Source organism: Acinetobacter sp. YH12095, from assembly GCF_013419245.1.
GTDB lineage: Bacteria > Pseudomonadota > Gammaproteobacteria > Pseudomonadales > Moraxellaceae > Acinetobacter > Acinetobacter towneri.
The window spans coordinates 260,451-281,540 of record NZ_VPAL01000001.1; the positions used below are offsets into that span (position 1 = coordinate 260,451).

20 protein-coding genes and 1 tRNA gene are annotated in these 21,090 nt (G+C 41.4%); 12 read left to right on the top strand and 9 right to left on the bottom strand.

What is annotated here, in order from left to right; translation table 11 throughout:
* Positions 1-130 precede the first annotated feature (130 nt).
* The 3 genes from catA to FTU35_RS01290 all read left to right on the top strand — a co-directional run bounded on the left by catA (position 131) and on the right by FTU35_RS01290 (position 3,375).
* Positions 131-1,051 carry a catechol 1,2-dioxygenase gene (gene catA, locus FTU35_RS01280; protein ID WP_004971957.1) on the top strand — a complete coding sequence of 307 codons (921 nt, stop codon included), beginning with the start codon at positions 131-133 and terminating at the stop codon, positions 1,049-1,051.
* Between the two features lie 155 nt (positions 1,052-1,206).
* Complete coding sequence (locus tag FTU35_RS01285) at positions 1,207-2,079, top strand: transporter (RefSeq protein WP_180064434.1); 873 nt, start codon at positions 1,207-1,209, stop codon at positions 2,077-2,079.
* 240 nt (positions 2,080-2,319) lie between these two features.
* A complete protein-coding gene (locus tag FTU35_RS01290) occupies positions 2,320-3,375 on the top strand; it encodes an ArsO family NAD(P)H-dependent flavin-containing monooxygenase (RefSeq protein WP_373424807.1) in 1,056 nt (351 codons plus the stop codon).
* A gap of 138 nt (positions 3,376-3,513) precedes the next feature.
* On the opposite strand, the gene FTU35_RS01295 is transcribed toward FTU35_RS01290, so the two are convergent.
* Entirely contained in the window at positions 3,514-4,206 is a 693-nt protein-coding gene (locus FTU35_RS01295) for a pirin family protein (protein WP_004971950.1), read from the bottom strand.
* A gap of 202 nt (positions 4,207-4,408) precedes the next feature.
* A complete protein-coding gene (locus FTU35_RS01300) occupies positions 4,409-5,653 on the bottom strand; it encodes a L,D-transpeptidase family protein (RefSeq protein WP_004971948.1) in 1,245 nt (414 codons plus the stop codon).
* Positions 5,654-5,924: 271 nt separating this feature from the next.
* Here FTU35_RS01300 and hemE point away from each other — a divergent pair, with 271 nt between their 5' ends.
* From hemE to FTU35_RS01325, 5 genes are all read left to right on the top strand, one after another.
* Positions 5,925-6,995, top strand: coding sequence for a uroporphyrinogen decarboxylase (gene hemE, locus FTU35_RS01305; RefSeq protein ID WP_004971944.1), 1,071 nt, complete (start codon positions 5,925-5,927; stop codon positions 6,993-6,995).
* 72 nt (positions 6,996-7,067) lie between these two features.
* On the top strand, positions 7,068-7,889 hold the full coding sequence (locus FTU35_RS01310) for a DUF817 family protein (protein WP_179991124.1): 822 nt from the start codon (positions 7,068-7,070) through the stop codon (positions 7,887-7,889).
* Between the two features lie 237 nt (positions 7,890-8,126).
* The gene (locus FTU35_RS01315; RefSeq protein ID WP_104853198.1) at positions 8,127-8,597 is read left to right on the top strand and encodes a DUF3015 family protein; all 471 of its coding nucleotides are present in this window, start codon (positions 8,127-8,129) and stop codon (positions 8,595-8,597) included.
* Positions 8,598-8,690: 93 nt separating this feature from the next.
* A complete protein-coding gene (locus tag FTU35_RS01320; protein WP_179990135.1) occupies positions 8,691-10,640 on the top strand; it encodes a DUF4105 domain-containing protein in 1,950 nt (649 codons plus the stop codon).
* Between the two features lie 105 nt (positions 10,641-10,745).
* On the top strand, positions 10,746-12,101 hold the full coding sequence (locus tag FTU35_RS01325; protein ID WP_104853199.1) for a diguanylate cyclase: 1,356 nt from the start codon (positions 10,746-10,748) through the stop codon (positions 12,099-12,101).
* 98 nt (positions 12,102-12,199) lie between these two features.
* On the opposite strand, the gene folE is transcribed toward FTU35_RS01325, so the two are convergent.
* The 5 genes from folE to FTU35_RS01350 form a co-directional block, all read right to left on the bottom strand.
* The gene (folE, locus tag FTU35_RS01330; protein ID WP_171062567.1) at positions 12,200-12,748 is read right to left on the bottom strand and encodes a GTP cyclohydrolase I FolE; all 549 of its coding nucleotides are present in this window, start codon (positions 12,746-12,748) and stop codon (positions 12,200-12,202) included.
* Between the two features lie 93 nt (positions 12,749-12,841).
* Entirely contained in the window at positions 12,842-13,531 is a 690-nt protein-coding gene (locus FTU35_RS01335) for a Smr/MutS family protein (protein WP_104853200.1), read from the bottom strand.
* Positions 13,532-13,547: 16 nt separating this feature from the next.
* Positions 13,548-14,354: an indole-3-glycerol phosphate synthase TrpC gene (gene trpC / locus FTU35_RS01340; protein ID WP_104853201.1), complete on the bottom strand. Its 807-nt coding sequence runs from the start codon at positions 14,352-14,354 to the stop codon at positions 13,548-13,550.
* A 21-nt stretch (positions 14,355-14,375) separates the two neighbouring features.
* Positions 14,376-15,422 carry an anthranilate phosphoribosyltransferase gene (gene trpD, locus FTU35_RS01345; RefSeq protein ID WP_004971918.1) on the bottom strand — a complete coding sequence of 349 codons (1,047 nt, stop codon included), beginning with the start codon at positions 15,420-15,422 and terminating at the stop codon, positions 14,376-14,378.
* A gap of 17 nt (positions 15,423-15,439) precedes the next feature.
* Positions 15,440-16,024: an aminodeoxychorismate/anthranilate synthase component II gene (locus FTU35_RS01350; RefSeq protein ID WP_004971915.1), complete on the bottom strand. Its 585-nt coding sequence runs from the start codon at positions 16,022-16,024 to the stop codon at positions 15,440-15,442.
* A gap of 874 nt (positions 16,025-16,898) precedes the next feature.
* Between FTU35_RS01350 and glnA the strand changes: the two genes are divergently transcribed.
* From glnA to FTU35_RS01370, 4 genes are all read left to right on the top strand, one after another.
* The gene (gene glnA, locus FTU35_RS01355; RefSeq protein ID WP_171287402.1) at positions 16,899-18,314 is read left to right on the top strand and encodes a type I glutamate--ammonia ligase; all 1,416 of its coding nucleotides are present in this window, start codon (positions 16,899-16,901) and stop codon (positions 18,312-18,314) included.
* A gap of 207 nt (positions 18,315-18,521) precedes the next feature.
* Complete coding sequence (locus tag FTU35_RS01360) at positions 18,522-19,010, top strand: chorismate lyase (RefSeq protein ID WP_004971911.1); 489 nt, start codon at positions 18,522-18,524, stop codon at positions 19,008-19,010.
* Positions 19,011-19,024: 14 nt separating this feature from the next.
* Positions 19,025-19,903 carry a 4-hydroxybenzoate octaprenyltransferase gene (gene ubiA, locus FTU35_RS01365; RefSeq protein ID WP_131261595.1) on the top strand — a complete coding sequence of 293 codons (879 nt, stop codon included), beginning with the start codon at positions 19,025-19,027 and terminating at the stop codon, positions 19,901-19,903.
* A 198-nt stretch (positions 19,904-20,101) separates the two neighbouring features.
* Positions 20,102-20,359, top strand: a complete 258-nt coding sequence (locus FTU35_RS01370; RefSeq protein WP_096900950.1) for a hypothetical protein — start codon at positions 20,102-20,104, stop codon at positions 20,357-20,359.
* 16 nt (positions 20,360-20,375) lie between these two features.
* Here FTU35_RS01370 and FTU35_RS01375 read toward each other — a convergent pair whose 3' ends face one another.
* Together FTU35_RS01375 and FTU35_RS01380 are read right to left on the bottom strand one after the other, a co-directional pair.
* The gene (locus FTU35_RS01375) at positions 20,376-20,819 is read right to left on the bottom strand and encodes a DUF2726 domain-containing protein (protein WP_004971902.1); all 444 of its coding nucleotides are present in this window, start codon (positions 20,817-20,819) and stop codon (positions 20,376-20,378) included.
* A 78-nt stretch (positions 20,820-20,897) separates the two neighbouring features.
* A tRNA-Asn gene (locus tag FTU35_RS01380) sits at positions 20,898-20,973 on the bottom strand.
* Positions 20,974-21,090: the final 117 nt, after the last annotated feature.

The window sequence follows — 21,090 nt, forward strand, 5'->3', positions numbered from 1 at the left end:
TCCAAGGAAGTCGGTCAGTGTTGAGGCATTTAGCTCAGCACTGACACCATCATCAACACAGTAAGGCAGTGTCAAAAGCCAAAATAGCAATGCGACAACCAGCAAAGCCAAAATAGCCAAGGAGAGTTACATGGACCGTCAACAAATTGATACTTTAGTGAAGGAAATGAACGTAGACACCGCTACACGCCCTGTCGATCAGCGTGTGCAGCAAATAGTGGTGCGTTTAGTGGCAGATTTATTTCAAGCCATTGAAGATTTAGACATTCAGCCTTCAGAAGTGTGGAAAGGTCTGGAATATATTACCGATGCAGGCAAAGCCAATGAACTTGGTTTACTTGCAGCAGGTTTGGGTTTAGAACATTATCTAGATTTACGTGCCGATGAAGCCGATGCCAAAGCAGGCGTAACAGGCGGTACACCACGTACCATTGAAGGGCCACTTTATGTTGCAGGTGCGCCTGAATCAGTCGGTTTTGCGCGTATGGATGATGGTTCAGAATCAGACCATTTAGATACGTTAATTATTGAAGGTACAGTCACTGACACCAATGGCAATATCATTGAAAATGCCAAAGTCGAAGTTTGGCATGCCAACGGTTTAGGTAACTATTCATTCTTTGATAAATCTCAGTCTGACTTTAACTTACGCCGTACTATTTTCAGTGATGCCAATGGTAAATATGTGGCGCAAACGACCATGCCAGTCGGTTATGGCTGCCCACCAGACGGCACGACTCAAGCTTTATTAAACAAACTAGGTCGTCATGGCAACCGTCCATCTCACGTGCATTACTTCATTTCTGCACCAGGTTACCGCAAACTCACTACGCAATTTAACATTGAAGGTGATCAATACCTGTGGGATGACTTCGCATTTGCGACCCGTGAAGGTCTGGTTGCAACAGCGGTAGATGTGACCGATGCTGCAGAAATTCAGCGCCGTGGTTTAGACAAACCATTTAAGCACATCACCTTTAACTTTGAATTAGTCAAAGACACTGCAAATGCACCATCGACTGAAGTTGAACGTCGTCGTGCAAGTGCTTAATCCCACACCTTAAAACACAAAGTTTTAACACGTTCGCCAATACAGCATCAGCAAGTTCTTTGTTGATGCTGCCCTTAAAAGTCGGCTGTTCGCGCATGAATGATTCAGGCGCAGCAGGCAGACTTCATCAAAATTTCTATTGAATAGGATGTTCTATGAATAACAAAATTTGGGCACTCATGCTTTTGGGTGTCATGGCGACACACGTCAATGCAACAGAAAACGGTTTAGATACATTTGGATTAGGCGCAGAAGGCATTGCAGCAGGGGCTTTACCACCAGCTGGGGTATACTTACTCAACTACTATCAGAACTATCATGCCAGTGAGTTTAAAGACGGCCCAGACAATTTCCATGCCGATGTGAATGTCTATATTCCACGTTTGGTATGGATGATCCCCCAACACATTGCAGGCGGTCAGTTGGGTTTATATGCTGCACAGCCTTTGGTCGATTTGCGTTTAAATGTGATGGGCATGTCAGACTCTAACAGTGGTTTGGGCGATTTGATTATTGGCAGCATGTTGGGTTGGCATAAAGGCAATCATCACAGTGTAGCTGCTTTAGAAGGTGTGCTCGCAACAGGCGATTATGAAGATGCCAATCCACAACGTCCTGTAGTTGCCAACTTAGGTAAGAACTACAACACCATTCGTCCTATCTTTGCGTATTCTTATTTGCAGCCGCAAGGTTGGGAGTTTTCCACCAAAATGTCTTATAGCTTCAACAGTGAAAATGACGACACAAATTATCAGTCGGGGGATTATTTCGCTGGAGATTATGCAATCGGTTATCAATTGAATGATCAAGTCAAATTGGCACTCGAAGGTTATGTATTTAAACAAACCACAGATGATGAAGTGAATGGTGTCAGTATTGGCAATAAAGGACAGGCTCTATCTTTTGGTCCCGCGATTCAATACAAACGTGATAATTGGTCTTTGGAAGCAAAGTTTTTGAAAGAAACCGAAGTGGAACATCGTCCTGAAGGACACTCTTCGACTTTGAAATTGGTTTGGGCTTTTTAAAGCCCGAACCTGATTCTGCAGTGTTGCACATCAAGCTATCTTACAAAACAAAGTCAAGTTGAAAGACTTGGCTTTTTTGCAGCATCATTTTTCAAGATGGCTTGCTTCTAATTACGTGCTTCCATAAGTTGAGTTTGGTGGACTGAATTTTTAATCTCTCACGTGTTGCACTTATGCGCTAAGATTAGGCATAGCAACAGGGTGCGTATTGCGAGCAGGAGAGCCATTTTGAATCAAATAATGGATGCCGATGTAATTATTATTGGTGGCGGACAAGCAGCATTGGCCACGGCTTACTTTTTAAAACGGCAAAAAATCAATTTTCTGATCTTGGATAATCAAACGCAGTCGGGCGGTGCGTGGCAACATGCGTGGGATTCTTTACAGCTGTTCTCTCCAAATACATGGAGTTCTTTGTCCGGCTGGTTAATGCCAAAAACCGAACAGGAATATCCGAAACGATTAGAAGTGATTGACTATTTAACAGCGTATGAAACACGCTATCAATTTCCTGTGCTGCGTCCTGTGCAGGTCGAAAAAGTCCTGAAGGAAGGCAATGATTTAATTGTGTGTTCGGCACAGCAAAGCTGGCGAGCCAAAGCCGCTGTGAGTGCTACTGGAACGTGGAGTCAGCCTTTTATTCCTGCTTATACAGGACGCGAACGCTTTTTAGGCACACAAATTCATTCGGCTCATTACCGCAATGCCAATGCTTTTCAGGGCAAAAGAGTCATGATTGTCGGCGGGGGTAACTCAGGCGCACAAATTTTGGCAGAAGTGTCTAAAGTGGCCGAAACTTTTTGGGTTACACAGCAACCGCCAAGTTTTTTAGCCGATGATGTAGATGGACGGGTTTTATTTTTACGTGCCACGGAGCGCTTAAAAGCCCAGCAGGAAGGTCGCAGTATTGAACAACCGATCGGTGGTTTGGGCGATATTGTGATGATTCCAAGTGTCAAAGAAGCACGGCAACGTGATGTATTACATGGTCTGCCGCCATTTGACTATTTAACCGAACATAGTGCAGTTTGGGCAGATGGGCGCGAACAGGAAATTGATGCCATTATTTGGTGCACAGGTTTTAAGGCAGCATTGTCGCATTTACAAAGTTTGAATGTGGTTAATGCACAAGGCACAGTCGATGTGTTAGAAAATCGAGCGTTACAACAGCAAAATTTATGGTTGGTTGGTTATGGCGATTGGACAGGCGCAGCCTCGGCAACTTTAATTGGTGTTTCCCGAACCGCACGGAATGTGGCAGAGCAAATTGCTGCGTATTTGCAGACAACAGCGTAAAGTCATTAACGTGACAAAAACTGTGTTTAAAAAATGAATCATGCAATTTCAGCCATAAAAAAGCCCTCTGTAGAAGAGGGCAAGAGGGTAACTCAAAAAATTAAAGATGCTCAATCATAATAAGGTGACAGTCAGGACTTACTGTTTTGGTAAATCAAACCAAATGAACTGGCTGTCTTCTTTTGCTTCAATCACAGCATTATCAGCAAATAACAAAGCATCGCCCGCTTTAACTGTTTGCTCGCCAATGGTGATTTCACCACGAATTACATGCACATAGTTTACCGCTTGTGTTGCTGTAACTTCTAAACGATGTCCAGTTTCTAAAACAGCTGCTTTTACTTCTGCCTGTTGACGAATGTGCATTGGGGCATTGTCATTCGGGCCGACAATTAAATGCCACTGGTTGGGTGCTGTATTTGGGTCACGTTGAATTTGCTGATACGTCGGCTCTGCATCGCGTACATTCGGCTGAATCCAAATTTGCAGCATGTGTACTTCTTCATCACCATTGTTAATTTCGCTGTGCTGAACGCCTGTACCTGCGCTCATTAACTGCCATTCACCTGCAGTAATATGGCGTTCATTGCCCATGCTGTCGCGGTGGGAAATCGTACCACTTAATACACAAGTCAAAATTTCCATGTTGTCGTGTGGGTGAGTACCAAAACCATTATGTGCGGCAATACGGTCATCGTTAATGACACGTAAGGCACTAACACCCATATATTTCGGGTTATACCAATTACCAAAAGAGAAACTATGTTTGGTGTCTAACCACCCCATTTTCACATGACCACGATCTTCACTACGGTGTAAATAAGCATTCATGATAATGCTCCTATCATTTTTTTAACTTGAACTAATCTTAATCTTTTCACCGCAGCCGACCTAGAGGCGAACTGCAACATGCCGTTCTAAAATTGCAACATGTGTAGATTTTTTGCAGAACCTAGACATTTTAGAGTTTTATCGCGGCATTAAAAAACCCACGTAAAAACGTGGGTCTTTTGCGGTTTAAAGCGATCACTGATTATTCAAGGAATTTTACAGTCACGCCAGAACGTACTTTACGACCTAAATCGTTTGCATCCCAGTTGGTTAAACGGATACAACCATGCGACGCCGTTTTTGAAATGGTCGATGGGTTTGGTGTGCCGTGAATACCGAATGATTTTTTACTTAAACCAATCCAGATATTCCCCACAGGGCCGTTAGGGCCTGGTGGTAAAGACAGCGGTTTTAAGTTTTTGCCCTGAATAAAGTTACTTGGTGAATAGCTGTACCATGGGTTTGGTGCAACACCTGTCACTTTATAAGTACCTGTTGGCGATGGAGTATCTGCACTGCCAATGGTTGCTGGGAATGAGCCGACCATTTGGTTTTGTTTGTTGAACAAATACAGTTGTTTTGCACCTTTGTGCGCCACAATCAGGTGAATGTCTTCAGGTAAGTCATTGCGAACGTTGGTCACCAATAACTTTTCACCCACTTTATTAAATGTTGCATTCGGATTTAATTTCTTTAAGAAATTTTCATCCATGTGGAATTTTTCACCTAACATTTCACTTACGCGGGTGTAGTACAAGCCTTTCATTTTGGCTTGTTCTGCATAGTCATGCGGAATAGATTTCGCATAAGGACCTTTTAAGTCCGCTTCAGTAACCGTGTATTCTACAAATGCAGGACGTGAACCTTGACGTGCAACCAACGCATCCCAAGTTTCTTTGGTTAAAATACCCGTTGGGCTAATGCCATTCATTTGCTGGAATGATGCAATTGCTTTTAGGGTGTTCTTACCACTAGTGCCATCAATTGCACCTGGAGAAGCATGTGAATTGTTCAGCATCACGTGTGCACGTGCATACACAGGGAACTGACCTTTACCAATATTTTCATACCAAGTGGCATTATTTAAACCATCTAAAGTCCATGAAGCTTTTGGTGCTGCTGTGTTGGATGTAGCAGTTTGGCTTGCAGAGCTTTTTGTTGGTGCAGTGCCTACATCGGCAGTGGTATCTTCAGTTTTGTGTAGATCATCTAAGGTTTTTGAAGCCTTATTTAAATCATTTTGTTCTTGTTGCGTAATAGCAGTGTCTGTTGCATTTAGATTATTTTGTGCAGCCGATGCTTCTGTCGCTAAAGGATCAATCGGATCTTCAATAGCGGTATTGCTAATCACTTGTGGATTTAACGGTTGTTCAGCAGTAGATGCAGCAAAAGTAGTCCCTGCAAAAATGCAACTTAAACTCATTGCGAGTATTGTGCGAACCAACATGTAATTCAACCTTGAGAATTATTCATTTACATAGATAAAAACTAGCCAAGTATTGCAGAAAAACTAAGGAGATGCAGTAGTTGTTTTGTGTAAATATGCAAGATAACCCCAATTTTACAGTGACTTTTGTTTGTGTGATGTATTTCACATAAACGTAAGCTGAATTTGAACACTTAGAATAGGCTGAAAAGACGAGCAAGAAATGAAGTTATTAAAACTTCAACCTTTTTGATATGATGGCTGCAAGATTGAAAATGAGTTGGGAAAGTAAATGACGACCTTAAAAAATGATCGTTTTCTTCGTGCCTTATTACGTGAGCCAGTAGATTGCACGCCCGTATGGATGATGCGTCAGGCAGGACGTTATTTACCAGAATATCGTGCTACACGTGCGCAGGCAGGAGATTTTCTTTCTCTATGCAAAAATACTGAATTTGCCTGTGAAGTGACTTTACAGCCTTTGCGTCGTTATGAATTAGATGCTGCGATTTTATTTTCAGATATTTTAACTGTACCCGATGCATTAGGCTTAGGTCTGTATTTTGAAGTAGGCGAAGGGCCAAAGTTTCATAAAACGGTGCGTACCGAGCAAGACGTTGCCAATTTACCTAAATTTAATGCCAAGTCAGACTTAGACTATGTCATGAATGCAGTATCGACCATTCGTTCTGCTTTGGGCGGACAAGTGCCTTTAATTGGTTTTTCAGGTAGTCCATGGACTTTGGCAACGTATATGGTTGAAGGTGGTTCAAGCAAAGATTTCCGTTTCACCAAAAACATGATGTACGCACAGCCTGAAGTTTTACATGCACTATTAGACCGTTTGGCCGATGCAGTGACCGAATACTTAAATGCACAAATTGATGCAGGCGCACAGGCAGTCCAAATTTTTGACAGTTGGGGCGGTGCATTGGCCCATCGTGAATATCTTGAATTTTCACTCCACTATATGCAGAAAATTGTGTCAGGTCTGCAACGTGAAAAAGATGGACGTAAAATCCCTGTTATTTTATTTACCAAAGGTGGCGGTCAATGGCTGGAGCCAATGATTGCAACAGGTGCAGATGCTTTTGGTCTGGACTGGACAACACCGTTAAATGTCGCACGTCAAACGGTGAGTGGTCGTGCCGCATTGCAAGGTAACTTAGACCCAGCCACTTTGTACGGTTCACCTGAAGCAATTGCCAAAGCAACACGTGCGATGCTAGATGATGCCTATGCCAATGGTGAAAAAACAGGTTATGTAGCCAACTTAGGGCATGGTATTACCCAGTGGGTAGACCCTGAACGTCCTAAAGTATTTATCGACACGGTTCATGAATACAGTGCCAAATATCTATAATCGCACAATGATATAGATGGATCATTTGTAGATGTATCGGTGTAATCTCAGCTTCAGTCAGGTTGTCACATCATGTGGATAACATGGCTAAAGTCAGGACTTGAGTTTTCGACTAAGGCAGCTTCGGCTGCCTTATTTGGAATTTTATTGCTGATTGCATTTGCCCTGACTGCTTCAATGGGCAGTCAGGAATATTTCGGATTTTTCCGTTACGACTATTTATTATTCTATGCCTTAATTATTCAAGTTTGTCTTTTATATTTAAAACTGGAATCTTGGGCAGAAGCCAAAGTCATCGCTTTGTTTCATATTTTAGCGATGATCATGGAAATTTTTTTAACTCATCCACAAATTGCATCGTGGCAATATCCTCAACCTGCTGTCTTTAAAATTATGACCGTACCGCTTTTTGCAGGCTTTATGTATTCTGCAGTTGGCAGTTTCTTTGCGCGTTCTTTGCGTTTGTATCGGGTATCTTTACGGAATTTGCCGACTTTTAGCAATATGATGGCCTTGGCAGTGTTGTCGTACATCAACTTCATGAGCAAGTTTTTTATCCCCGATATTCGTTATGGCTTGTTTGCGTGGAGCGTTGTGATTTTCTGGAAAACCAAAATTCGTTTTCAATTACAACGGTCTCAATTACAACTGCCAATGTTGCCTGTATTGATGCTTTTGGCTTTTATTATTTGGGTCGCAGAAAACATTAGCACCTTTTATCAAATATGGTTGTATCCAAGTCAGGTCGATGCGTGGCACATGGTCGGCTGGGGCAAACTCGGTTCTTGGTATTTATTGCTGTTACTGAGTCTGGTTCTGGTCATGAAAATTTTGGGTTATCGCGATGCAGAAGGGCAGTGGACACTGAAAACTGAGGATCAACAGCAGCTGTAAATCTAAATGCTATCTTCAACACTAAAATCTATTTTCAAATTTAAGACCAATCTTTAAGCTAAAAACCAATCGACGCTACAAAAATGCACAAAAATAATGCCTGATTTTGTGATAAATGTTTTGCCTTCTGAGTGACATCTCGCTATCTTAAAATAGTGTAATAAAAATTACACATAGCAATAAAGAATAACGATTCGAAGCATAATTTTTCGAATAATAAATCTCTGGAGTAAGGCGATGATTAAAAAATTAGCATTGGCTGCTGTCTTGGCAGTGGGTTCTACAGCAGCATTTGCAGACCGTGATGCAGGTTGTGGTATCGGTTCTCAAGTTTGGGCAGGTCAGTCTGGCAAAGTTGCAAAAATTTTAGCAGCAACTACAAACGGTATTTTTGCAAACCAATTGTTTGGTATCACATTTGGTACTTTAGGTTGTAGCGGTACAGGTACAGTAACTGCACAAGTTGTGACATTTACCAATGAAAATGCTGAAACATTGGCACGCGATATGGCAGTTGGTGAAGGCGAAAGCTTGAACGTATTGGCTGAATTATTAAGCATTAAAGCAGAAGATAAAGCACATTTCTTTGCGGTTTCTAAGCAAAACTTTGCATCTATTTATTCTGCAGAAAACCAGACTTCTTTAGAAGTATTGGCATCTTTACAGAGCGTGATGGCGAATGATGACGTTTTAAAAGCATACGTTTAAGTTTGAATAAAGCCCTGCATTATTCGCAGGGCTTTTTTATAGCACAAGAATACGTTTAAGCCTGAATATGTATATAAAATTTATAAAATGTCCATGAAATCCATTATTTTAAGTAGTTTAGTTTTTTTATCTCCTACGGTTTTTGCGTTATCTCCTGAAATATCTCCAATACAGATTCAGCCACTTACAGCCACTTCTACAGTACAAAATACAAATAAATTAGCAATATCTTCCGCACATTATGTGCAAAAAGCCAAAGACCTACACTTGGCAGAACAGGTGACTTGGCAGCGTTTAATGTATGCGCAGCAAGGCAAAAGTGAAGTGCAATATGCAGGCTATTTTGTGTCGGAACAAGGCGGAAGCAATTTAAACCAAGAGTTACTTCGCAATGTGCAGGCATTATTTGAAACAGCGCCTGCCAATCAATCGGTGCAGTGTAAATTTCCTGCACGTAGCCGCTGGTTAATTGAACAATTACAAATTCCTCAACAAGATTTGGCACAGGTGCAATGTCCTGAATTGGACGAATGGATTGGACAAATTAAACCTTATAAAGCAGTGCTGATTTATGCCACAGACTTTATGGGCAATCCAAGTTCTATGTTTGGGCATACTTTATTGCGCTTAGACCCAAAAGATCAAAAACAACTGAATTTAATTTCTTATGCTGTCAATTATGCAGCAACGGTAACGGGCAGCGAAGGTTGGTCTTATGCATGGAAAGGACTTACAGGGCAATATCCGGGTGAATATTCACTGATGCCGTATTACCGCAAAGTAAAAGAATATGGCGATTTAGAAAGCCGAGATTTGTGGGAATATGAACTGGCACTGAATGAGCAGGAAACCACATTTTTAGTGCAGCACATTTGGGAAATGAAGCATGTGCAATTTCCGTATTATTTTATCAGTGATAATTGTGCCTATCGCTTATTGGGTTTAATGGATTTGGTGCGCCCTGAGCTGAATTTACAGCAGCAGTTTAGAGTCGCATCTATTCCAATTGAAACACTAAAAGCTGTAGAGCAGGAAAATTTAGTGGCAGATGTTGTCTATCGTCCTGCTTTGGAAACTCAGTTATTGGCGCAAGCTAGACAACATGGCACAGCGTTGGCAAAAACTGCCCATCAAGTGGCCGAAGCAGAACCTGAAAATGTGGCGGCAGTTTTGCAAAATCACAGCCAAATCGATCAAGCTAAAATTCTGGAAATGGCTTATGACGATTTGTATCTGAAACTGATTGGACGCAAAATTGAAGCCAAAATTGCACAACCGCGACTGAGACAAATTTTAAGTTTAAGAAGTCAGATCAATTTAGAAAAACAACGTCAGGATGTCGCACGCCCTCAGGTCGATCCTGTGCAGGGGCATCATGCACGAAGCTTTGCTGTGCGTACTGGCGAGGTGCAAGGCGAGCATTTTGTAGAGTTGAGTCATCGACAGGCTTACCATGACTTACTTGATCCGCAAGGTGGTTTTCGTACAGGGACGCAACTCAACTTTTTAGAAGCTTCTGTGCAATATCGTGAAGACCGCTTAAAACTGAATCAGTTAGATTTACTCTCGGTGAACTCTTATAACCCAATGACCGCATTTAAAACACCACTTAGTTGGGGCTTTAATTTGGGTTGGCAGCAAGAAGCCCTGAATTCGCACGGGGCTTTTAGCGAAACGGAACAGCATGGTGTTTTAAGTTTAAAAACACAGTTTGGTTATAGCGTGGCTAATCAAGCGCGTGAACATTTGTGTTATGTGCAAATTCAAAATCATGTGCAAGCGGGTAAGGCTTTAGACAAAGGCTGGCGTGTTGGAATTGGCCCAACACTGGGTTGTCAAAATATCTGGTCAGCACGCATGAATAGTTTGGTTCAGCTTGAATTACCGTATTGGGAAGATCGTCACCAATGGCAATTTAAGCTGAACAGCCAGTTGCAATATGTACTCAACCCGCAGCATGTGTTGCGATTGGGTTGGGAATATCAACAACAGGACAAACAGGACTGGAACAAGACCAGTTTAGGCTATGTGCATTTTTTTTAAAGAGCTGTTGAATTTATACTGAATTGTAAAAAACCAGCTAAACAAGTTGAGTTGCTGGTGAAACCCGTTAAAATTTAGCAGTTTCTTTTGGCTGGGTTGTTGTGGATGTATCAAGAGTGTACGCATGAGCTTGCAGAGCAATGGAAGTCAATTTGCGAGCAATTTAAGCCAGAAGATTTGCAAGCGACATTCCAGTTTATTCAAGCACATGCAGAAGATTTTGTGATCGAGTTCTATCAGCAAATGTTGCTTGAAGAACATGCGACAGAATTTTTGTCTGCAGAGATGGTGAAGAATCGCTTAAAAAACTCTTTATATCAGTGGCTAATTTCCAGTTTTGAAGTTCCGTTTCAACACAATTATAACGAGATTGTAGAAAAGCAATTTAAAGTGGGCGATGTGCATGCACGTGTACAAATTCCATCTTGGCTGATTATTCGTGGTGTGCGCGTTATTATAAAAAAGGCTTTTGAGTTTTTTGCAACAGAAGCCAATAGCAACTTAAATCAGTTTAATTATTTAAGCCAAATTTTATGCTTTGCCACAGAAATTATGTGCCGATCTTATGAAATGAAGGTCGAAGTACATAATGATATGAAACATACCTATCGCTTATTTTCTGCCATGCAAGATGTTGCCGTGCACAAAGATCGACAACGCGGAACTTTGCTGGATTGGGAAAATGAACTGATGTTTCAGGTGGTGTCCGATCACACCAAAATGACGCAACCGATTTTATCTAAAACAGAATTTGGTTTATGGTTTATTCATAAAGCGGCTTATGCATTTTCAAGTTCGGAACAAGTACAAACTATTACTGAATTTATTTATCAGGTGGATGAATTAATTCAGAAAATTGGTCAATGTGAAAGTCAGGCACAGGCAATTGAAATGATTCAATCCATTCGTGCCAAGAATCGTGAAATTTTGCATTTAGTCGATCAAATTTTTCAGGTGTCTGAATATATCAATTCAGGCAATGATGCCTTAACTCAACTGCTCAACCGCCGTTATTTAAATACCATCGTGTCCCGTGAAATTAATTTTTCACGAAAAAATAATTCGCCTTTAACATTGTTGGCGATAGATGCCGATCATTTTAAATCAATCAATGACCGTTATGGACATGCAGCAGGAGATGATGCATTACAGTTTTTAGCTGATGTGATTTTGCAATATGCAAAAGGCAGTGACTATGCCTTCCGAATTGGCGGCGAAGAATTTTTACTGTTACAGATTGATACCACCATTGATCGTGCCTTGGTAGTCGCTGAAAATATTCGTAAACGTGTCGAAAAAGCCACATTAAAAACATCAACAGGTGAAGAATTTAACTTTACCATTAGTATAGGTGTGCATGAATATGATGGGCATCCAGACTATCAACGTTTTTTTGAAGAAGTGGATAAAGCCTTGTATATGGCAAAAAATAATGGACGCAACAATGTGTCTGTAGGTTGAATCTGAAGATGTATCAAGCTAATTTTTTAATCTAAAACCCAAAAATCCCGAACATAAATTTCGGGATTTTTTATTTGATTGAGGAACTTAGCCACAATTTAAAAACTCTCAGGCACCGCACTTAAAAATTCACGACGGGCTTCTTTATCTGTTTTAAAGTCACCTACAAAAGATACGGTACGTGTGGTCGATTCCTGTTTGCCTACACCGCGCATCATCATGCACATATGGGCTGAATCAATCACCACAGCAACACCGCGTGCTTTGGTCACTTCAGCCACAGCTTCCGCAATTTGCTGAGTCAGATTTTCCTGAATTTGCAAACGACGTGCAAACATTTCGGTAATACGGGCAAATTTAGACAAGCCTAAAACATTACCTTCAGGTAAATAGGCGATATGCACGCGACCATAAAATGGCAATAAATGATGTTCACACAGTGAGTAGAACTCAATATTTTTCACCAAGACCATTTCACGGTTGTCGGATGGAAATACGGCATTATTGGTCACTTCGGCTAAGGTTTGGCTATAGCCCGAAGTTAAATACGAAAAAGCTTTAGCAGCACGCATCGGCGTATCTTTTAGACCTGGACGATTAAGATCTTCACCAACGGCGGTTAGGATGTTTGCGTAGGATTGCTGCATAGACATAAGACGTGTTCACTTACACTGATATTGAACAAGGTCGGCATTGTAACAGAAAACTATTGCAATGCCTTGTTTAAAAGATGAAACCGATTACTGTTTAAACTTTGGGTTCTTTTCGCTGCGTTTAAGCAACACTAAAACTGCACCAGTGCCACCTTGTTTTTCAGGCGCACTCACAAAAGCCAAAACATCACGATGCTGACGCAGCCAGCCATTTACATAAGTTTTTAAAATGGCTTCAGGGCCTTTGCCATGCACAATTTTAATCACGTTCTGGTTTTCATCTTTAGCCATTTGAATGATTTGCAAAACGGCTACCCGCGCTTCTTCTACCGTACAACCGTGCAAATCAACAGCTTCAAACCAGCGTAAGTTGCCTGCTTTTAAATCTTCAAAGACTTTATGTTGCAAAGTTGCAATGCGATAGCTCAGCGAAGCTTGGCTGCCCACAGGGTTAAGCATGGCTTGCGTATCGGACAGCAAGGTATCATCGGTTTCCATAGGGCCTATGGCTGCTGCACGTTTGGCCAGCGTTTGGGCATCTGGTTTTTTCTTGGCAGTGTGTTCGATTTTTGCAATATTGCCTGCGTCCATTTTTTGAACGCCTTGCATTTGCTGACGAAACAATGCGAGATCATCTTCCTGTTGTTGCTCAGGCGTCTGAACTTTGGGTTCAGACGGCTTGGCAATGCTTGAAGTATGAGGCTGAGTGATTTGCTTTTTAAAAGATTTTAGTAAATTGTACTGTTCTTTAGAAAGCGAAGAATCATGTTTACTCATGGTATTTCAAATTGGATTATAGATTTTCAGGCTGACCAAACAGTGCCGTAAAGGCATGGTCAGGACGTGCTTGTTTCATAAAACTTTCACCGACCAAGAAACTGTGAATCTCATGGTCTTGCATCATGCGGACATCTTCTGGTGTGGCGATACCACTTTCAGTGACCAATAAACGCGCAGGCGGCAACAAGTTTTTTAAACGCAATGAGGTGTTTAAATCGACTTCAAAGGTTTTTAAATTTCGGTTATTGACCCCTAAAATACAACGCTCTGAAAGATTCAAAGCACGTTCCAATTCATTTTCATCATGCACTTCAACCAACACATCTAAGTGATGTTCAAAAGCCGTTTCCGACATTTCTTCCAACTGTTGGTCAGATAGGCAAGACACAATCAATAACACACAGTCTGCGTGTAAGGCACGTGCTTCTACCACACCATACGGATCAATCAAGAAATCTTTACGCAGAGCAGGCAAGTTACAGTGTGAACGGGCAATCTGAATATTTTCATCTGCACCCTGAAAGAAATCGACATCAGTCAGCACAGATAAACAGGCTGCGCCTGCGGCTTCATATTGCTGTGCAATTTCGGCAGGGTCAAAGTTTTCACGAATAATGCCTTTAGATGGTGATGCTTTTTTAATTTCCGCAATCACCGCTGGGCGTTTGTTATGCAAGGCTTGTGCAAAGCCACGTGCAGGTGTTGCTGCACGTGCCAATTGTTCTAGGTCTGCATAACTGCGTTGTTTTAAACGCTCGGCAAACTCTTCTTTTTTACGTTCTACAATTTTACCTAAAATGGTATTGCTAATATCCACCATGATGCACCTTCCTGATTTGCTTTATGCTTCGTACTGTTTGAGCGTTTTGGTAAATTCAGACAACACGCCCATTTTTTCCAAAGCTTGTCCACCATAAATAATGTCATGTGCCAAAGCGACACCTTGTTTGTAGCTTGTAGTTAGACCCGAAACATAGATACCCGCACCCGCATTGAGTGCAATCATATTGGCCGCTTTTTCGCCTTTATCTGATTTGTTTTTGCCTAAAGCATCTTTAATCAAACTCAAGCTTTCAGCAGAGTTTTCTACAATCAGTCCTGTTAAAGTTTGAGATTCAATTCCCACGCTTTCAGGGGTAAGTTCCCATTCGGTAATTTCACCATCTTTGAGTTCTGCAACATAAGTGCTCGAAGCAAGGCTAATTTCATCTAAACCATCTTTAGAATGCACCACCATGACATGCTCAGCACCGAGCTGTTTCATCACTTCTGCAATCGGGCGGCATAATTCATTGCTAAACACCCCAATGACAAAACGCTTTACACCCGCAGGGTTAGTCAATGGCCCAAGCAAGTTGAAAATACTGCGAATACCCAACTCTTTACGCGGGGTAACCGCATATTTCATGGCTTTGTGATGATTCGGTGCAAACAAGAAACCTACGCCCATTTCACGAATACAGCGTTCAGTTTGTTGCATGTTTAAATCAAGATTAATGCCTGCTTGCTCAAGTAAGTCAGATGAGCCTGATTTGGTTGAAACCCCACGGTTACCGTGTTTGGCAATGGTTGCACCTGCAGCTGCAATGACAAAGGAAGAGGCGGTAGATACGTTAAATAGGTTTTGACCATCGCCACCTGTACCAACAATATCTACGAGGTAAGGAATATCGCTGACATCAATTTTGATGGCAAATTCACGCATTACACGTGCAGCAGCAGTAATTTCATCAATGCTTTCGCCTTTTAAGCGTAAGCCCATCATCAATGCACCAATTTGAGCGTCTGTTGCTTCGCCCGACATAATCGCGCGCATCACATCTTCCATTTGAGGCTGAGTCAGGTGAATTTGTTTTGTAATATGGTTGAGTGCTTGTTGAATATTCATGTGATTTGACTCGCTCATTATGCGTAAATTTCCAAAAAGTTTTTAAAGATTTGATGACCGTGTTGGCTCAGGATCGATTCGGGGTGAAATTGCACGCCTTCAACAGGCAAAGTTTTGTGCTTCACGCCCATAATTTCTTCCATCGAACCATCTGCTTCTTTGGTCCAGCATGTCACTTCCAGACAATCTGGCAAGGTTGCTTGATCAATCACCAAAGAGTGGTAACGGGTTGCAGAAAATGGTGAAGGCAGATTGCTAAAAATACCTGTGTTGCTGTGGTACATATCCGATAAACGACCATGCATCACGGTTTTAGCGCGCACAATGTTTCCACCAAAGGCTTGTCCGATACTTTGGTGTCCTAAACACACACCCAGTAACGGAATTTTGCCTGCAAAATGCTGAATTGCAGGAATAGAAATCCCTGCTTCAGATGGAGAACAAGGGCCTGGGCCAATCACCAAATACTTGGGTTGCCATCGCTCAATATCTTCTAATGTCACGGCATCATTACGAACGACTTTTACTTCCTGATTTAACTCGCCAAAATACTGGACGATGTTGTAGGTAAAAGAGTCATAGTTGTCGATCATTAAAAGCATGAGCTAACCTATTGAAAATTGAACACTTTAAGTGCTAAAGAGTCTGAGATAATTTGCTTTATTCCTGCGCCTATAACGAGAAAGGACTTTATTTTTCTTGTCGAAAAGAAGGTGGAATAAGGAAGCGCTTATCATCATAGCAAAAAATAAGCATTTTCTGCGGACTATTTATATGATAATCCCTGTTAAAGCTTATCAGCGCATTCACCAATTTATAGATTTTCAAAGCTTGCTGCGCAATGTTCAGGTTTGATCTGAAAGAAATGAACACATGATCAAACAGGGTCATTCACCAGTCATATTTTAGCTTCACACTTAAGACAGCATAAAAAATGCGCTAAAAAGTAGCATCATGGCGCATGTTATTAGCGGTTCACGTCAGGTAGTTTGAGTGCAGCGTTTCGATAGAAAATACAAATCTGCAGTATAGATATTTTCAATCAGCTTGATCGAAAATAATACAGGTTTAGGATTTTTAAACGATCTTATTATTTTTGCTCAATAAAAAATAAAGTGTTGTTTAAGATTGGTCGGACAATTTGCATTGCTCAATGCAAGCTTGGCACAGCAAAATGCTTGCATAGATACAGTTTGAGCTATTTTTTGATCTACAATTCAACAGAAATAAAACATAAATGCACTAAAATGGTGCTATGTTTTGCAGTTTTAAATCAAATCAAATGAACAGTGTTTGAATATGGTGCAAATCGTATTTCTGACAGTATAATAGAGACAAAGTAATTTTTTTAAATGATGTATTCTCATACGGAATTCATGGTTTTAGCTTTGCTTTTAAAAGTTGGTACGCTAATTGCTTAATAACTGCCAACTACTAACACGCACTTTCGGGTGCAACAAAAAACATCGGAGCAAAATGAGCATGGCGAACAAGGTCCTTCAACTCATCCAAGAAAGTGGTGCAAAATGGGTCGATTTCCGCTTTACAGATACTAAGGGTAAAGAGCAGCACGTAACTTATCCTGCAGACAGTATCGATGAAGATACTTTTGAAGACGGTAAAATGTTTGATGGTTCTTCTATTGAAGGCTGGAAAGGAATCGAAGCATCAGACATGATCTTACGCCCAGATGCCAACACAGGTTTCATTGACCCGTTCTTTGCAGAACCAACAGTGGTTGTAACGTGTGATGTTATCGAACCATCGACAGGTCAAGGCTATGACCGCGATCCACGCTCTATTGCTCGCCGTGCTGAAGAATATTTAAAATCGACAGGTATTGGTGATACTGCTTTCTTTGGTCCAGAACCAGAATTCTTCGTATTTGACGAAGTAAAATGGGACATCGATATGTCTGGCGCGCGCCACACATTAATCGCTGAAGAAGCTGCATGGTCTACAGGTAAAGACTACGAAGCTGGTAACTCAGGTCACCGTCCACGTGTGAAAGGCGGTTATTTCCCAGTACCACCAGTAGATTCTTCTCAAGATATGCGTGCAGATATGTGTGCAAAAATTGAAGAAATCATGGGGCCTGGTCGTGTAGAAGTACATCACCATGAAGTTGCATCTTGCCAGTTAGAAATTGGTGTGAGCTTCAATACTATGGTGCGTAAGGCTGACGAAGTGCAACAGTTCAAATATGCAGTTTGGAACGTTGCGCATCAATATGCAAAAACTGCAACCTTTATGCCTAAACCAATGGTAGGCGATAACGGTTCAGGTATGCACGTACACATGTCTATCTCTAAAGATGGCAAAAACTTATTCGCAGGCGATGAATACGCAGGTTTGTCAGAAATGGCGTTGTACTTCATTGGCGGTATTATCAAACATGCCCGCTCTTTGAACGCGTTGACTAACCCATCGACCAACTCATATAAGCGTTTAGTACCGCACTTTGAAGCACCAATTATGTTGGCTTACTCAGCGCGTAACCGTTCTGCATCTATTCGTATTCCTTACGTGTCTAGCCCGAAAGGCAAACGTATTGAAGCGCGTTTCCCTGATCCAATGATGAACCCGTACTTAGGTTTTGCGGCATTGTTGATGGCGGGTCTTGACGGTATTCAAAACAAGATTCACCCAGGTGAAGCTGCAGATAAAAACTTGTATGACCTTCCGCCTGAAGAAGAAGCAAAAATCCCAACTGTGGCACACAACCTAGAAATGGCGCTTGATGCTTTGAAAGAAGATCACGACTATTTATTAAAAGGTGGTGTATTCACCAAAGACATGCTTGATGCTTATATCGAATTGAAAACTGAAGATGTACGTCGTTTGAACACGACGACTCACCCAGTTGAATTTGATATGTACTACAGCTTGTAATACATCAAAAATCTTAAATTTGAAAAACCCGCTTCGGCGGGTTTTTTGTTTTAGATGGTGCAATCATGGTTTTGAATTGGCATGGATTTTATCAAAATATAAGAATTCGCTTAATTTTTTTGGATAATTGCAGGGAATTGCGCCATCGGTCACAAAACTTTGCCTAAATTTGGGCTACACTAGGCTATCTTGTTAAGGTGGCGGAACATGCGAACACAGCCTATTTTTCCCAAGCAGGCAAATCTGCCTTCTGAATTAAAAACATGGCTATATGCAGCAGGTTCTTTGACCCAACAACTGACTCAGCTCGCAGGCGGACAATTTAAAGTTGAACCACTGCAGCAATCTTTTCAGCGTTTAAATTTACAAGATGCCCAGTGGATGCAAATGCCACATTGGCACACTTCATGGGTGCGTGAAAGCTATTTATATGGGTGTGATGAACAGCCATGGGTCAAAGCCAAAAGTATTTTTCCGATTCTAAGTTTGCAAAGCAAAGCCCGTTTATTTCAGCATATTGGCAATAAACCCATTGGCTGGTTTTTATTTCAGCGTACCAATCCGTTGTGTCAAAGGCGTGTGGTTTTGCTCGATGAAGGCTGGACACGACAGAGTTGCTATACTTGGCATGGCTGTAAATTTATTGTGCAAGAAACTTTTTTACCGCGTTTTGAGCAATTTATTCAACAACATTAAGATACGAGATTGGTATGGCATTGGCACAGCAGATCACGTGGCGTGAGCGTTTAGAAGCATATTATTATTTGTGTCGTTTCGATAAACCGATTGGCACAGAACTGGTGTTTTGGCCAACCATGTGGGCCTTGTGGATTGCTAATCAGGGCATGCCGTCTATCGGGATATTAATCCCTATGATTCTGGGCACAATTTTTATGCGCGCTGCAGGCTGTGCCATTAATGACTTTGCTGACCGTAAGGTGGATGGTCATGTGGAGCGTACCAAAACACGTCCTTTAGCCACGGGTGTGATTAGTGCCAAAGAAGCCATTTATGTATTCTTGGGTTTGGTTGCACTTAGCGCAGCCATGTTGTTGTTCTTACCGATTGAAACTTTTTATTGGTCATTTGGGGCATTATTTTTAGCGTTTATTTATCCGTTTATGAAACGCTACACTCATTTGCCGCAAGTGTTCTTGGGAGCTGCATTTTCATGGTCTATCCCGATGGCTTATACCGCTGTAGGTGCAACGCCTGATCTTACTTGTTGGTTATTGTATTTTGGCAATTTGGCGTGGACTGTGGCTTATGACACCCAATATGCAATTACTGACCGTGAATATGATTTGAAAATTGGGGTGAAATCTACCGCAATTTTATTTGGTCGCTATGACATTCAGATTATTTCATTGTTGCAAGCGGGCAGTGTGCTTTTGATTGGTACGGCATTGTGGTTAGAAAATTTATTGATTCCGTTTGGTTTAGCGGCGTTATTGGTGGTGGTTGCAGACTTTATATATCAATGGAGTAAAACTAAAGATAAAGATCCGCAACGTTGTTTTTGGGCATTTCGTCATAACCGTTGGGTAGGGCTGATTATTTTTTCAGGAATCGTATTGGCTTTAATGTAAATATTTCTGTGCGATAAAAAACTGAGCAAAGCATCTGATGGTAGTTTGGTCAGGTGCTTTTTTATTCGATCGCTGATCAATTTTTGCTGTTAAAAATTAAACTGAGCATTAGAACGTGCGTACTTATGCACAAAGCACAATCAGCATTATTCTGATATATTGAGCTTCATTTTGATGCGTTTGAAATAGGAATATATGATGTCACAGTCTGAGCAGCAAAGTCCTGAAAAAAAGCCAAGTCTAAAAAAGATGATTATCTTGGCAAGCTTAGGTTTGTTGATTCCTATCTTTTTGGTCAGCATGGCATTTTTAGCAGTCAATAGTGATGCCAAAAATCAGGAAAAATATAAACAACAGCAGGCAGAAATTATTGCGCGTATTGAAGCGCGTGAAGCTGCAGCACAGCAAGCGAAGCAGGCGGGTCAGACACAAGCTGCTTCAGAAGCTACACCTTAATATCGAGTTGATGATCTCAACTCAAATCTGATTGTAGTTGTCTGATACTTGGAATCTCGGTGTATCGGACAACGCGATAACCTGCCTCGTGAAACATTGCATCCCGTTCTGCATCTTCCTGTTCTTTGCCAATATGTGAGGGGTCATCTAACTCTATAATTGCAATGACCTGCATTTCTGCATTTAAGATCACAAAATCAGTCACTTTACGATTAAACAGCGCACGAATTTTATAGTGGTTGTTGGTGATTAATGCGCTAAACGCCACTTGTGCCAAGATGTGATGCTCAGGAAAAGCTTGTTTTAAACGCATAAACATTCTGCGTTCAAAAGCAGTCATCATCGGTTTAGGATAAAAGTTTTTCTTGGGGAAAAATAATTGCTTAAAAATTAAGATAAACAGGGCAAGGCTAGCCAAGCTGCCAATAAGCAAGAAAGTCGATTGACTGGATTCAAACATAGATGATGCGGTGTCGTTAGACCCTAAACAGCAGGAATAAAAAACCCACGTCATAATGCGTGGGTTTTTTAAGAATTTTGGCTCTCCCACCTGGGCTCGAACCAGGGACCTGCGGATTAACAGTCCGTCGCTCTACCGACTGAGCTATGGGAGAATCTGACACGCATTCTATGTGGGTATCTGTTTTTGGTCAAGCTGGAATTGAAAAAAAACCGTAATTATAGATTAACTGCTTTAAAAATAATCATCTAGCTTTGTTTCAATGCAGTTT

Coding starts and splice junctions, on each gene's coding strand:
- FTU35_RS01310 (WP_179991124.1), top strand. CDS start 7,068: ATGTGGATAACATGGCTAAAGTCAGGACTTGAGTTTTCGACTAAGGCA.
- FTU35_RS01290 (WP_373424807.1), top strand. CDS start 2,320: ATGGATGCCGATGTAATTATTATTGGTGGCGGACAAGCAGCATTGGCC.
- FTU35_RS01315 (WP_104853198.1), top strand. CDS start 8,127: ATGATTAAAAAATTAGCATTGGCTGCTGTCTTGGCAGTGGGTTCTACA.
- FTU35_RS01300 (WP_004971948.1), bottom strand. CDS start 5,653: ATGTTGGTTCGCACAATACTCGCAATGAGTTTAAGTTGCATTTTTGCA.
- FTU35_RS01320 (WP_179990135.1), top strand. CDS start 8,691: ATGAAATCCATTATTTTAAGTAGTTTAGTTTTTTTATCTCCTACGGTT.
- FTU35_RS01375 (WP_004971902.1), bottom strand. CDS start 20,819: ATGTTTGAATCCAGTCAATCGACTTTCTTGCTTATTGGCAGCTTGGCT.
- FTU35_RS01325 (WP_104853199.1), top strand. CDS start 10,746: ATGTATCAAGAGTGTACGCATGAGCTTGCAGAGCAATGGAAGTCAATT.
- FTU35_RS01335 (WP_104853200.1), bottom strand. CDS start 13,531: ATGAGTAAACATGATTCTTCGCTTTCTAAAGAACAGTACAATTTACTA.
- hemE (WP_004971944.1), top strand. CDS start 5,925: ATGACGACCTTAAAAAATGATCGTTTTCTTCGTGCCTTATTACGTGAG.
- ubiA (WP_131261595.1), top strand. CDS start 19,025: ATGGCATTGGCACAGCAGATCACGTGGCGTGAGCGTTTAGAAGCATAT.
- FTU35_RS01370 (WP_096900950.1), top strand. CDS start 20,102: ATGTCACAGTCTGAGCAGCAAAGTCCTGAAAAAAAGCCAAGTCTAAAA.
- FTU35_RS01360 (WP_004971911.1), top strand. CDS start 18,522: ATGCGAACACAGCCTATTTTTCCCAAGCAGGCAAATCTGCCTTCTGAA.
- folE (WP_171062567.1), bottom strand. CDS start 12,748: ATGCAGCAATCCTACGCAAACATCCTAACCGCCGTTGGTGAAGATCTT.
- trpC (WP_104853201.1), bottom strand. CDS start 14,354: ATGGTGGATATTAGCAATACCATTTTAGGTAAAATTGTAGAACGTAAA.
- glnA (WP_171287402.1), top strand. CDS start 16,899: ATGAGCATGGCGAACAAGGTCCTTCAACTCATCCAAGAAAGTGGTGCA.
- trpD (WP_004971918.1), bottom strand. CDS start 15,422: ATGAATATTCAACAAGCACTCAACCATATTACAAAACAAATTCACCTG.
- FTU35_RS01350 (WP_004971915.1), bottom strand. CDS start 16,024: ATGCTTTTAATGATCGACAACTATGACTCTTTTACCTACAACATCGTC.
- FTU35_RS01285 (WP_180064434.1), top strand. CDS start 1,207: ATGAATAACAAAATTTGGGCACTCATGCTTTTGGGTGTCATGGCGACA.
- catA (WP_004971957.1), top strand. CDS start 131: ATGGACCGTCAACAAATTGATACTTTAGTGAAGGAAATGAACGTAGAC.
- FTU35_RS01295 (WP_004971950.1), bottom strand. CDS start 4,206: ATGAATGCTTATTTACACCGTAGTGAAGATCGTGGTCATGTGAAAATG.